This is a genomic window from Candidatus Pelagibacter sp. HIMB1709 (genome assembly GCF_052047635.1).
GTDB lineage: Bacteria > Pseudomonadota > Alphaproteobacteria > Pelagibacterales > Pelagibacteraceae > Pelagibacter.
Map to the genome: position 1 here is coordinate 447484 of NZ_JBNAJW010000001.1, position 13339 is coordinate 460822.

A 13339-nucleotide genomic window follows, 5' to 3' on the forward strand; every position below is an offset into this window, starting at 1 on the left:
TAACTGTAAGGATTATTTTTGTATAGTGTTTAATTTGTTCAACTCTTCCATGAATTGAGGTAAGGCTTCGAAGAGATCTGCCTCAAGACCATAATCAGCCACACTAAAAATTGGGGCTTCACCGTCTTTATTAATTGCAACTATAACTTTACTTTCTTTCATTCCTGCAAGATGCTGAATTGCTCCTGAAATTCCAACTGCAATATATAAATCTGGCACAACAACTTTTCCTGTTTGACCAACCTGGTGATCATTACTTATATAACCTGCATCTACTGCTGCTCTTGATGCTCCGATAGCTGCTCCAAGTTTATCAGCAATTTCAGTAATTAATTTAAAGTTATCTCCACTTTGCATTCCTCTTCCACCTGAAACAACTATTCTAGCAGTTCCAAGTTCTGGTCTATCAGATTTAATTTCCTCTCTCTTTATAAATTTAGTATTTGAAAATTCTTCACTAGCTTCAATTTTTTCAATTGGTGCAGAACCTCCAGAACTTTCACAAGGCTCGAAAGAAGTTGGTCTAATAGTAATACATTTTTTAGCATCATTACTTTTAACTGTTGCAAAAGCATTTCCAGCATAAATTGGTCTGACAAAAGTATCAGGTGAAACTACTTTAATAATGTCGCTAACTTGCGAAGTATCAAGATGAGCAGCAATTCTTGGCATTAAATTTTTACCAAATGTATTTGCTGAACAAATAATATGAGAATAATTTTCTGCTAACTTTACAACAACTGGAGCAAAATTTTCTGCAGTAAAGTTTTCATAGTGTGATGCCTCAACACTTAACACTTTTTTTATCACTGGAAGTTCTGATAGTTGTTTTGATGCTTCCGCGCTATTATTTCCAATTATCACAGCGTGAACTTCGCTATCAATTTGTGAAGCAGCTGTAGCCGCATTTAATGTAAATGGTCTTAACTCTTTATTATTGTGTTCTGCTATGAGTAAAACTGCCATTATATTACCTTTGCTTCATTTTTTAATTTTTGAACTAATTCTGCTACATTAGCCACTTTAATACCTGCTTTTCTTTTTGGTGGCTCTTCTACTTTAATTTGCTCTACTCTTGGAGAAGTATCAACACCTAGATCAGATGCAGAAATTTCTTCAATTGGTTTTTTCTTCGCCTTCATAATGTTAGGAAGAGAAGCGTATCGTGGTTCATTTAATCTTAGATCGCAAGTTACTATAGCTGGAACATTTATTTCAATCGTTTCAAGTCCCTCATCAATTTCTCTAGTAACTTCTAATTTATTATCTTTGACATCAATCTTTGATGCAAAAGTTGCTTGTGGCCAATTTAATAATGCACTCAACATTTGACCTGTTTGATTACAATCATCATCAATTGCTTGTTTTCCCATAAAAACTAAATCTGGTTTTTCTTTTTCAACAACTTTTTGTAAAAGTTTTGAAACAGCTAATGGCTCTAGTATTCCATTTGCTTTAACATGAATTCCTCTATCCGCTCCAACTGCTAAAGCCTTTCTGACAGTTTCTTGAGCTTTTTCCTCTCCTACAGTAATTGCAACCACTTCGGTTGCCTTTCCTGTTTCTTTAATTTTTACTGCTTCTTCGATAGCATTATCATCTGGTGGATTGGTTGACATTTTTACGTTGTCAGTAACAACCCCAGTGCCATCTTCTTTAACTCTGATTTGAACGTTGTAATCAATAACTCTTTTTACTGCTACCAAGATTTTCATTAAGCTCTCAACAAATTATTTTCTGAATCGTATGGACTTTCATCTAAAACTGTAGCGTCATACATTTCACCCAATATATCAACTTGTAATTTTTCACCCACATTAGAACAATCAGGTTTTACCATTGCAAGAGCGATTGATTTATCTAATCTAAATCCAAACTCACCGCCTGTTGCTCTTCCAACCACTTTACCGTCTTTAAATATAGGATTATTTCCCAAAACATCTGCATCTTTAGTATTGTGAACTTCTAAAGTTACTAATTTGTTATCAAAACCTTTTTCTCTCCATTTATTGAGCGCCTCTAAACCGATAAAGTTTCCTTTATTTGGATGAATAAATCTATCTAGTCCAGATTCATATGGAGAATATTCAATAGATAATTCTGTTCCAACTAGTTTGTAAGATTTTTCTACCCTTAAGCTATTCATTGCTCTAATACCAAATGGTTTAATTCCTAAATCTTTACCAGCATCCATTAATTTATCAAAAATATGATTTTGATACTCGATTGGATGATGAAGTTCCCATCCAAGTTCACCAACAAAATTTACTCTCATAGCATTAACTGGTGCGTATCCTACATTGACATTTTTTGCAGTGAGCCATTTAAAGTTTTCATTTGAAAAATCATCTGTTGAAACTTTCTGCATTAGTTGTCTCGCTTTAGGGCCAGCTACTACCAATACACCTGTGCTATTTGTTAAATCTTCAAAAATTACAGAACCATCATCTGGCATCCATTTTTGGATCCAATCATGGTCTAATCTTAAATTTGCTCCAGCTGATACTAAATAATAGCTATTCTCAGCTTCTTTCATGATTGTAAATTCTGAATGCACACCACCTTTAGTGTTTAATGCATGACATAAATTTATTCTTCCAATATTTTTTGGAAGTTTGTTGGCAACTAAATAGTCTAAAAACTCTTCTGCTTTAGGTCCTCTTATTCTGCATTTTGCAAAAGCAGTCATATCTAAAAGACCAACATTTTCTTTTACGTTTTGACATTCCTTTTTAATTGCTTCAAACCATTTTGATCTTCTAAACGACCAATCATCTTTTTGTTCCATTCCATCTGTTGCAAAAAAGTTAGGTCTTTCCCATCCAAATTTTTGACCAAAAACTGCTCCTAAATTTTTCATTCTTTCGTAGCATGGAGCTGTTCTTAAAGGTCTTGCTGCAGGTCTTTCCTCATCTGGATAGTGAACTATAAAAACATGACTATAAGCTTCTTCATTTTTAGCTTTTAAATAAGATTTTGTTGCATAGTTACCATATCGTCTTGGCTCAACTCCCAACATATCAATTGTTGGTTCACCATCTACAATCCATTCAGCAAGTTGCCAACCTGCACCACCTGCTGCAGTTATTCCAAAACTATGACCTTCATTAATCCAAAAATTCTTAAGTCCCCAAGCAGGTCCAACAATTGGATTTCCATCAGGTGTATAACAAATTGCTCCATTATAAACTTTCTTAACTCCAACTTCTCCGAAGGCCGGAACTCTATGTATTGCTCCTTCAATATGTGGAGCTAATCTATCTAAATCTTCTTGAAATAATTCGTATTCAGAATTCTTTGACGGTCCTTCTACATAACATGCTGGTGCACCATCTTCATAAGGTCCTAAAATTAATCCACCCGCTTCTTCTCTCATGTACCATCTGCTATCGCTATCTCTTAAAACGCCCATTTCTGGTAAACCATCTTTTTTTCTTTGTTGAATTAAAGGATGAGGTTCAGTCACGATATATTGATGTTCAACAGGAATAACTGGAATATCTAATCCAACCATTTCACCAGTTTGTCTTGCAAAATTTCCAGAACAAGAAATTACGTGTTCACACTCTATTGATCCTTTATCAGTTTCAACAATCCATCCATCTTTTGTTTGTCTCATTGATAGAACAGTTGTGTTTCTATAAATCTCAGCTCCCCTATTTCTTGCACCAGTAGCTAAGGCTTGTGTTAAATCTGCTGGTTGGATGTATCCATCTTCTGGGTGTTGAATAGCTCCAACTAAATCATCTGTATGACATAAAGGCCAAATTTCTTTTACTTGTTGTGGAGTTAAAAATTTTACATCGACTCCAATTGTTCGAGCGACACCTGCGTACTGATGGTACTCATCCATTCTATCTTTTGTACTTGCTAAACGAATATTTGAAACAACACTAAAGCCTACATTTTTTCCAGTTTCTTCCTCTAGAGTTTTGTAAAGATTCACCGCATACTTATGTAACTGTCCCACCGAGTAACTCATATTGAACAAAGGCAATAAACCTGCAGCATGCCAGGTTGAGCCTGAAGTTAATTCTTTTCTCTCAACAAGCACTACATCTGACCAACCTTTTTTTGCTAAATGATAAAGAGCACTGACACCTACAACTCCTCCACCAACTACGACAACTTTAGTTTTTGTTTTCATTTTGTGATTTCTACTAAATTTTTATTATTAACGAAACAAAAATGTATCTGTGGATAATCAAATTGAACTGCCGAGAGGGATTGGGCTTGAGACCATCGTAGTCAACCAGCAATCATTTAAATCTCCGTCCTCAGTATATTTTTCGACTTGCCAATTAAACTTATGATAAATTTTATCTTTATCTAAAATGATGACTTCAAATTGAGCCCATTTGTCACTACTGCCAAGCTCTGTAATTGTATGGCTTAGGTGATTAATCATCATTTGATAAGAGGCTCCTTTAATCATTCTTTTAAAATTATTTAAGGGTCCAGTCATTCTTTTATTGTTAGGGTGAGCAAAAATCCAAGTTTGCTCTATACCTCTATCTTTGTAATTTAAATCATTTTTTTGTAACCCACTAAGTTGAATTTTAACAACTTCCTTTGGTGAAATATTTTTGTTTGGATTTTTTAATTCTGCATAAGAATAGTTAGTTAAAATTAATAAAATTAAAAGTGATATTATTTTTTTCATTAAGGAAATTTTATAACTTTTTCTGATTGATTACCACGTCTACTAATATCGCAATCAGCAAATTAAGCATTGTAATGCCACAGATAATTATAAAGCTAAAAAAATAAATCCAAGCCCACCAATAAATATCTTGTAATGGCAGCATTACTTGTTCCCAGCTTGATAATGTTAAAACCTGAAACAATGTAATCATTGAAACTCCAACATCATTCCATCTCTCAGGAATATCTGTGCTAAATAAAATAGAGCCTATAGTTGCGTATATATAAAGAATTATGAACAATAATAATCCAACGTAAAATACTCTTCTGACAGACGCAAGAAGAGCTTCAATTATTTTTTTTAATTCTGGGACTACTGAGATAATTCTCAATACTCTAAATACTCTTAGTAACCTTAAAAGTAAGAAGCTAGAATTGTTAGGAATTGGTATTAATGAAATTAAGACAATTAAAGTATCAAATACATTCCAACCACTTTTAAAAAAATATAGTTTTTTAGGTTCTCCTACAAACCTAATTACAATTTCAATTACAAAGAAAATAGTAATTGAATAATCTAAATAATTAATTGCCTGTTTAGTTAATTCACTTAGATCATAAGTGTTAACGCCAATTGTAATTGCATTTAAAATAATAATTGAAATAACAACAAACTGAAAAATTCTACTTTCTTTCAGATTGTATAAAAATTTATTCATTTAATTTAAAACACTAATAATACTTTTTTTAATAGTTTCACTTACTTTAATTGTTCCTTCTTTATTAGGATGAATTCCATCTTGCTGATTTAAACTTGAATCAAGTGCAACTCCATCAAGTAAAAATGGGATCAGGGGTAAATTATATTTTTTTGATAGTTTTGGATAGATTGCATCAAACTTTTTTTTGTATTCAGCTCCATGCGTGGTTGGAGCAACCATACCTGCAATAATAATTTTAATTTTTTTATTGTTAGCTATCTTTATGATTTCTTCTAAATTTTTCTCAGTTTCCTCTGGTTTTATTCCTCTAAGCATATCATTGGCGCCTAAGCCTAAAATGATTAAGTCGATACCAGGTTCAGATAAACTCCATTCAGCAATGTTTAATCCTCCTGAAGATGTGCTCCCAGAAACACTGCCATTAATTATCTTTATATTTAAACCATCTTTTTTAAAATTATCTTCTAATACTACGGATAAGTGATGCTCTTTAGGTAAACCATACCCAGCCATCAAACTGTCGCCAAATAATACAACCTTTTCTATTGCGAATGCATTTATGTGCACTAGAAAGATTATCAAAATTTTTATAAATAAACTTTTATTCATGAGTGATCTTCTTAAATTAAAAAAAATAAATCTCAAATACCAAACTGGTAAAGAAAGTATCAGTGTTTTAAAGAATATTGATCTAACTATTAAGAAAAAAGAGACAGTTTCTGTCGTTGGTGAAAGTGGATCTGGTAAAACTAGTTTAATCATGTTGGTTGGAGGTTTAGAAAAACCAACTTCTGGAAAAATTATTTTTCAAGATCAAGAAATTACAGGACTTAATGAAGATGAAGTTTCAGAAATTAGAAAGAAGAATATTGGCATTATATTTCAATCCTTCTACTTAATTCCAAATTATTCTGCAGTTGAAAACGTTGCATTAACTCTAGAGTTAAATAATTTTAAAAATCCTGAGAGTGAAGCAAAAAGTTTATTAGATAGATTTGGTTTAAAGCACCGATTTAATAATTTACCAAGTCAGTTATCAGGTGGTGAACAGCAAAGAGTTGCAATTGCAAGAGCTATAGCTATGAAACCTGAATTAATCCTTGCTGATGAGCCTACTGGAAACTTGGATACTGAAAACTCACTAATGATATCAGATATTTTGTTTAAATATGTAAAAGAGGAAGGATCTTCCTTAATCATGGTAACACATGATCCAAAACTAGCCAATAAAGCAAAAAGAAAAATCAAAATAAAAGATGGAAAAATTAAATAATCGATCTGAATTTAGTTTGATTTTTAAATATGCTTTAAAGGATTTAAGCAGAAACTATCACAAAATCTCAAGTATTATTGTTACTCTATTTATCAGTCTCTTTATATTAAGTGCTATTTTTACAATTGAAGATAGTCTTAAAAAAGAACTGAACGATAATGCAAAAGCTTTATTGGGTGGTGATTTAGAAATTGATTACAATCGTAATCAAGGAAATATAGAACTAGTTAATCAAGTTAGAGAGTTTGCAACTGTATCTCAAATGATTGAGTTCAGTACAATGCTTTCAACAACTGGAAGAGAAAAAAACAAATCTTTATTCACTAGAATTAAAACAGTTGATGAAAAATATCCGTTATATGGCGAAGTAGTATTTGAACCCGAAGGTGCATATGAGCGAATGCAAAAAGAACCAAATACTATTTTAATAAATGAAAGCTTATCAAAGACACTGAACATAAAACTTAATGAACAAGTTAAAGTTCAAAACCAAAACTTTACCGTTATTGGAATTATAAAATCAGTTCCTGATGTTAGTGGATTTGTTGCTTTTGGTGATTGGGCGCTTGCAGGAAAGCAAACCTTAGAGATATTAAAACTAAATGGTATTGGAAGCTTTTTAAACTACGAATATAAAGTAAAATTTAACGAAGGAGATAGCTCTGAAGAGTTAGAACAACGAATTGAAAATATCTTTAAAGATGATCAAAAAGTAAAACTTCGTTATCCTGAAAATTCAGCAAGTGGAATAAAGAGAATAATCAACAATTTTTCACAATTTTTATCTCTTGTTTCAATAAGTGCGATGTTGATTGCGGGTATTGGGATTGCAAATACTCTCCTTTCTTTTATTAATCAAAACAACATGTCAATTGCAGTTAGAAAAGCAGTTGGATTTTATTCAGGAAATATAAAGACACTTTATTATCTTCAGTTGCTAATATTATTATTTGTAATCACAGTTGTTTCTTATGGCTCTAGTTTTTTAATAGTACCTATCGCTGATAAGTACTTATCAGATGGACTTGGATTAAATGTTTATCCAGTATTTTCTATAGTTAATTTTATTAAAATATTTTTAGTTGGTTTATTAGTACTTGTAATATTTTCTATCCCAACAATAAGTTCAATTGATCAAGTAAAAGCTTCTAATTTATTTAGAAACGTTTTTCAAAACTTGCAATTTTATTATTCAAAAAAGTCTGTTGTTTTAAGTTTTATTTTGCTCTCTATTTTAGTTTTATTATTTACAGTTGGTTCAGAGCAACCAACTTACAGTCTTGGATACTTTGCGGCATTTTTTGTTTGTTTGATTGTATTTTTCTTTCTTTCAAGAATAATTATATTTTTTCTTAAAAAATTTAAATCAAGCTCCAATATTTCATTAAAGGTATCAATTAAGAATATCACTCAAACTAAAAGTATTACTCCAATTACTATTATGTCTTTAGGATTAGGAGTTACTTTACTTTTAACGTTAGCGTTAGTTGGAACAAATTTTCAAAGGGAAATTGCTAAATCAATTCCTGATATCGCTCCTGATTATTTCTTTGTGGGTATTCAAAAAGGAGAGCGTCAAAAGTTTGAGCAAGGAATATTAAAGATGGATCCTGATGCAAACATTGAAGTTGTTCCAATGGTTTCATCTGGCATTGCAAAAATTAATGGTATTAATCCAAATACTTATATTAAACCTGATAATGATAGTTATTGGGTAATTGGTAGTGAGAGAAGATCTTCATGGGTTGAAGATGTTCCTGAAGATAATCCATTAGTTGCTGGAAAATGGTGGGATTTAAATAAACCTAATCAACTTCAAATATCTTTAGATGCTAAAGTTGCAAGAGATTTTAACATTCAATTAGGAGATATTTTTACTTTAAATATATATGGAAGAGAAATAGATGGTGAAGTGGTTAATTTTAGAGAAGTTGATTATCGAGATTTAAGTATTAACTTTGCAATGCTATTTAACCCTCAATTCGCTCAAAATATTCCTCATGAATATTTAGCAACAGCAAAATTTAATTCTGATAAATTTGATGAAACTGAAATGCTAGAAGTTATGCCTAGTTTATCTATGATTAAAATTGCAGATTATCTGACAAAAGTAACAGCTGTGCTAAATAAAGTATTCATTGCAGTTACTTTAATATCAGCTGTAACTATTGTGATTGGTTTAATTGTTATTTCGAGTGCAATTATAGTTCAAGGTAAAGTTAAAGAATATCAAAACTTAGTGTTTAAAATTCTAGGGTTTTCAAAAAAAGAAATAATCCTCTCATCATTAATAGAATTCATCATTATCTTTAAATCAGTCATACTAATTGCAATATTCTTTGCTGTAATTGGTTCAAAATTTATTATGGAAAATATCTTTGAACTTGTGTGGATGTTTGATTTTAAAGTTTTAATTTACTTAGGTTTTTCAATTGGATTTGTAACATTGTTATTGATTATGTTAACAAACTTAAAATATCTAAATCCAAAAGTTTATCCTTTAATTAGAAATCAATAATTAAAATTTTGTAATTTTACTATCTAAAGCAATTACATTTAATTCCACTTTTAGTTTTGGAAATCTTTTTTTAATTTCTTTTTTAAGTTTATTAAATGATTCTTGGTGTATTTTTTTTTCATTTGCTGGACTAAATTCTTTTTTTCCATTAGCAATTTTTGCAGCACCACAATCTTTATGATTAATAACAATAAGTTTTTCTATTTTGTGAAGTTGGATTGAAGTTGCAAGATTATCATAAAAAGTATTATGCCATTTTTTAAATTTATTATGTGTGACCCCTACTGCGGCACCAGCAATTGTAAAAGCACTATATTTTCCAGTTAATTTTTTTTTCTTTAAATGATTATGAACTAAATGTTGAAATCTTGGGTCCATACAAGATAACACCATTGCTTTAAACTTTGATTTCATGAATTAAACTCTACTTTATACATTGCTTCATTCCTTCTATTCATTGGAAGGGTAAATGGACTATCATATGTAGCTCTAATAGGTGGACTTATAATTGAAATATTATTTTTGTTTAACTCTTTTTCTAGGATTTCTTTATGTTTTATGAAATTTCCATCAGAAGCTCGACCAGAATATCTAAGTACAGCATAATATCCCCCTTCAATATTTACTATACTTACATCTTCTCTACTAGGATTGGGTACGTTATCTGAATTAAACTTTGAAGGTAAATAAAACTGCATGGTCATATTACCATTTTTTTCTACTTGAGTAACTGGAGTAGTCATTGCTATTTTTTCCTGAGCATCATTTCTTCCAGAAATATAATTAAATAATTTTCTAAAATTACTATCTATTCCAGCTCTAGAGGTTTCAACTGCTAAACGATCAGAATACTTTCTAATCTCATAAATTTCATTTTTATCAACTACTTCATACTTTGCTTCTTCATTGGCCATAACAATAGAATACGGTAAAACAAAGAAAGTACAAAATAGAAGAATTAATTGTTTTTTTAGGTTCATGGATTAAATGACTTTATATTCAAAATTTTGTGTTGTTTCATTAATTTGAATTAATTTAGCTCCATTTCTTTCGTGAAAATTCTTTGCCATTTCTGTTAAAGGTGAAAGGGTTACTAATCTGTTTAAATGATTAGATTTTTTAATCTTTTTAAACACTTCTTTTACAATTAACTTTCCACCTCCTTTTTTCTTTGACCAAACAGTATAAGCAATAGCGATTTGTCCACCTTTTTGATCTCTCATTGCACTTTGCAAAAAAGCATCAGTGCTTAATTTTTCAAGTTCATCAACACTTTTGGGAATTTCATTGGTGTAAGCAAAACACATAACAGCATGAATTTCGCCTTGATACTCAACACCATAAATTTTTCTTCCAAATCCTGTTCTAAATTCATTATCTAATTCTGGTCGAACTGGATCTTCCTCTACATTACATTCTTTAAGTTCAACAAGTTTAGCACCTTTTACCCAACCAAAAAAATTATCAATTTGTTTATTAAGAACTTGTTTATTTTTTCTTATACGAGCTTTTATTCTAGGATTAAATTTTTTTTTCATATTAAATAATCATATAAAAGTTTTGAACTACTTATAAAAATTAAAATATACAAAATATTATAAAATAATTTTTCATTTATAATTTTAATTAATCGGTAACCAATCAATATTCCTATAAAAGCAAGTGGAAATAAAAATACTGATTGTTTAAAAGTTACTAAATTTGTCATTGAGAGGTTAATATATAGAGGAAGTTTTATTAGATTAACAAAAGTAAAAAATATAATTCTTGTTCCAACATAAATTTCTTTCTTCATTCTTAATGGAAGCATATAAACACTTACCGGTGTTCCTCCTGCATGGACGCAGAAACTTGTAAATCCAGCTATTACTGAACAAATTCCTCCTTTAATTGAATTTTTTTGTGACTTAGCTTCTTTATCTTTTTTAAAAAAAAAATAATGACCTGCAAAAATAAATCCCATTAAACCAATCATAAATTTTAATAATTCTTCTGAAAAATATGTGAACGTGAAAGAAGCAATTAATATTCCAACAGCAGCAAATGGAACCATTAACTTTAGGGTGCCTAAGTCATATTCCTTTCTATATTTATAAACCGCAATAAAATCGGAAAATATTAAAATTGGCAAAATTATTCCTAATGCTTGGTTTAAAGGCATTACAATAGTCATTAATGGAATAGATATTAAAGTCATCGACCCACCCAAACCGGATTTTGCAATACCATATAAAATTATTGCTGGAACTACTGTGAAGAAAAATAATAAGTTTATTTCCATTTTTTCAATGAATTTAATAGTTTTGATCCTAAAGGACTAATTGGTTCTTGAAGAATTATTTCTTTTCCTGTTTTTTGTTTAACTAACTGCAATAATTTTGTTGCTATTCCTTTTTTTCTAAAAATTGGATTAACGAAAATGTATTCAACTTCTCCCTTTTCATTAAATCTAACGAACCCTAGCGTTGTATATTCATTTTTATAAGTAAATACACCATCAGCTTCATCTAATTGATAATTTGAAAAATCAATGCTGTTCATAAATCCTAGTAATTAAGAAGCAAAAGGATAATTGCTATGGCTGCAATAATAGAACTAACAACAATATAATTAAGCTTAATATTGAAATTTTTCTCAACAAAATCAGTAATTTTTTCCCAAAATAATACAATTAAGAAAACAATGATAGCTGGAATTATATATTTAATCATATTTTAAGATTTGTTGTCACTGACATAAACTGAAACACCTCTTGTATTTAAGTCAACATCGAACTTTTTATGTAGTGGCGGAAATGCTCTTTGTGAACAATCTAATCTGTCACAGGTTCTACATGAAACACCAATTGGTATTTCTGTAGATTTATCATTAATATTAACATTTTCAGTGTAAACAAAGTCTTTTGCATATTTCGCATCACATCCAAGTCCAATAGAGAGAACACTTTTTGCTTGTCCAAATCTTCCTATTCCTTTTTCAACAGTTCTTGCAATACAAACATATTTTTCACCATTGTTCATTTTACTTACTGCAGCTTGAATCACACCAGGTCTTGTAAAAGCAGAATAAACATTCCATCTTGGACACGCTCCCCCATATCTTGGTATATCAATTCCAGATAACGAAAACCTTTTTGAAATATTTCCAGCCATATCAACTCTTAAAAAATGGAAAGGAATACCAGGTAGTTTTGGGTCCTGTAAACATGTAACCCTATGAGCTACTTGTTCAAATGAAGTTGCAAAAGTATTTTGCAGTAACTCTAAATCATATTTCAATTTTTTACATTCAGAGTGGAATAATTTATATGGCATCAAAATTGCAGCACCACAGTAATTTAACAATGCAACTTTAGTGAGCTTTTTAGATTCTTCTGAAGGGAAACTAAATTTCGATAAATAATTATCAATTTCTTTATTAGCTCCCTCTTGAGCTATTTGAGCTGCTGCGTGTAATTTTTTTGTTTCAAGAGAACTGTAATCACTTAATAAAAGTTCTTTTTTATTTTTATTATAAATTTTTGAAAATGGTTTATTTTCATCTGGAATAACATCTTTGACTGTTATTGAATATTCTGAATTTAAATATTCACACAAAGCAATATATCTTGTTCGATTATTTTTTTGAATTTTATCAAAAACTTTATTTGCAAACTCTTCTAATTTTGGAAAATAGTTTTTATGCTCTTGGAGAAAATCTGAAATGACTTCACCTGGAAAAGAATTTTTTCTATTATCAACAATTTTACCTGAAATTTTTTCAATTTTATTTATTAACTCATGATCTTTTTTTTTAAGAATATCACCTAGTCTTACAATTGCTTTTCCAATCTTTGGATTAGTGCTTACTAAATCTTTTACTTCAGGACCTAAAATATCTAAGTCTTCAAACAAACTGTCATCTAAAATTTCAGAAATGGTATTTTGAAGATTAATATCTGTCTTTGATGTAAGATCCGATAATTGGATGTTTAGTTTTTCACATACATTTAAAAGTAAATCGCCATCTATTTTTCTCTTTCCACTTTCAATTAAGTTTAAATAACTAGGAGAAATGTTTAAATCTTCAGCTAATTTGTTGGCTTGCAGTCCAAGCTGTCTTCTAAAAGCTCTTATTTTTGGCCCTATTTTAAGATTAATTTGACTCATTTTTCTATTTGTAAATTTTGTAAATTTATTTTTA

15 protein-coding genes are annotated in these 13339 nt (G+C 30.1%); 2 read left to right on the plus strand and 13 right to left on the minus strand.

The window, feature by feature from the left end:
* Positions 1 to 12: 12 nt before the first annotated feature.
* From ACTTAR_RS02540 to ACTTAR_RS02565, 6 genes are read right to left on the minus strand one after another with little or no spacing between them, the layout of a single operon-like run.
* A complete protein-coding gene (locus tag ACTTAR_RS02540) occupies positions 13 to 966 on the minus strand; it encodes an electron transfer flavoprotein subunit alpha/FixB family protein (protein WP_440680524.1) in 954 nt (317 codons plus the stop codon).
* Positions 966 to 1715 (minus strand): electron transfer flavoprotein subunit beta/FixA family protein, encoded by a 750-nt coding sequence (locus tag ACTTAR_RS02545; protein ID WP_440680525.1) that lies wholly within the window; start codon positions 1713 to 1715, stop codon positions 966 to 968. Before ACTTAR_RS02545 ends, ACTTAR_RS02540 begins: the two co-directional genes overlap by 1 nt.
* A complete protein-coding gene (locus ACTTAR_RS02550) occupies positions 1715 to 4147 on the minus strand; it encodes a GcvT family protein (RefSeq protein WP_440697627.1) in 2433 nt (810 codons plus the stop codon). The genes ACTTAR_RS02545 and ACTTAR_RS02550 overlap by 1 nt, the downstream gene beginning before the upstream one ends.
* A 57-nt stretch (positions 4148 to 4204) precedes the next feature.
* Positions 4205 to 4663 (minus strand): hypothetical protein, encoded by a 459-nt coding sequence (locus ACTTAR_RS02555; RefSeq protein ID WP_440697628.1) that lies wholly within the window; start codon positions 4661 to 4663, stop codon positions 4205 to 4207.
* 10 nt (positions 4664 to 4673) lie between these two features.
* Positions 4674 to 5363 carry an ion transporter gene (locus ACTTAR_RS02560; RefSeq protein ID WP_440680528.1) on the minus strand — a complete coding sequence of 230 codons (690 nt, stop codon included), beginning with the start codon at positions 5361 to 5363 and terminating at the stop codon, positions 4674 to 4676.
* A complete protein-coding gene (locus ACTTAR_RS02565; protein ID WP_440680529.1) occupies positions 5364 to 5975 on the minus strand; it encodes an arylesterase in 612 nt (203 codons plus the stop codon).
* Here ACTTAR_RS02565 and ACTTAR_RS02570 point away from each other — a divergent pair.
* Together ACTTAR_RS02570 and ACTTAR_RS02575 are read left to right on the plus strand one after the other, a co-directional pair.
* On the plus strand, positions 5974 to 6639 hold the full coding sequence (locus ACTTAR_RS02570) for an ABC transporter ATP-binding protein (protein WP_440680530.1): 666 nt from the start codon (positions 5974 to 5976) through the stop codon (positions 6637 to 6639). The two genes, ACTTAR_RS02565 and ACTTAR_RS02570, sit on opposite strands and share 2 nt — an antisense overlap.
* Positions 6623 to 9157, plus strand: coding sequence for an ABC transporter permease (locus ACTTAR_RS02575; protein ID WP_440697629.1), 2535 nt, complete (start codon positions 6623 to 6625; stop codon positions 9155 to 9157). The genes ACTTAR_RS02570 and ACTTAR_RS02575 overlap by 17 nt, the downstream gene beginning before the upstream one ends.
* Here the strand turns inward: ACTTAR_RS02575 and ACTTAR_RS02580 are convergent, their stop codons facing one another.
* From ACTTAR_RS02580 to ACTTAR_RS02610, 7 genes are read right to left on the minus strand one after another with little or no spacing between them, the layout of a single operon-like run.
* Positions 9158 to 9571 (minus strand): carbonic anhydrase, encoded by a 414-nt coding sequence (locus ACTTAR_RS02580; protein WP_440680532.1) that lies wholly within the window; start codon positions 9569 to 9571, stop codon positions 9158 to 9160.
* Complete coding sequence (locus ACTTAR_RS02585) at positions 9568 to 10137, minus strand: SOUL family heme-binding protein (protein WP_440680533.1); 570 nt, start codon at positions 10135 to 10137, stop codon at positions 9568 to 9570. Before ACTTAR_RS02585 ends, ACTTAR_RS02580 begins: the two co-directional genes overlap by 4 nt.
* A gap of 3 nt (positions 10138 to 10140) precedes the next feature.
* Positions 10141 to 10695 carry a hypothetical protein gene (locus ACTTAR_RS02590; protein ID WP_440680534.1) on the minus strand — a complete coding sequence of 185 codons (555 nt, stop codon included), beginning with the start codon at positions 10693 to 10695 and terminating at the stop codon, positions 10141 to 10143.
* Positions 10692 to 11438 carry a sulfite exporter TauE/SafE family protein gene (locus tag ACTTAR_RS02595; RefSeq protein ID WP_440697630.1) on the minus strand — a complete coding sequence of 249 codons (747 nt, stop codon included), beginning with the start codon at positions 11436 to 11438 and terminating at the stop codon, positions 10692 to 10694. Before ACTTAR_RS02595 ends, ACTTAR_RS02590 begins: the two co-directional genes overlap by 4 nt.
* Positions 11429 to 11698 (minus strand): GNAT family N-acetyltransferase, encoded by a 270-nt coding sequence (locus tag ACTTAR_RS02600; RefSeq protein WP_440680536.1) that lies wholly within the window; start codon positions 11696 to 11698, stop codon positions 11429 to 11431. The genes ACTTAR_RS02595 and ACTTAR_RS02600 overlap by 10 nt, the downstream gene beginning before the upstream one ends.
* A gap of 5 nt (positions 11699 to 11703) precedes the next feature.
* Complete coding sequence (locus ACTTAR_RS02605) at positions 11704 to 11868, minus strand: hypothetical protein (RefSeq protein ID WP_440697631.1); 165 nt, start codon at positions 11866 to 11868, stop codon at positions 11704 to 11706.
* A gap of 3 nt (positions 11869 to 11871) precedes the next feature.
* Positions 11872 to 13305: a helix-turn-helix domain-containing protein gene (locus ACTTAR_RS02610; RefSeq protein ID WP_440680537.1), complete on the minus strand. Its 1434-nt coding sequence runs from the start codon at positions 13303 to 13305 to the stop codon at positions 11872 to 11874.
* Between the last annotated feature and the right edge of the window lie 34 nt (positions 13306 to 13339).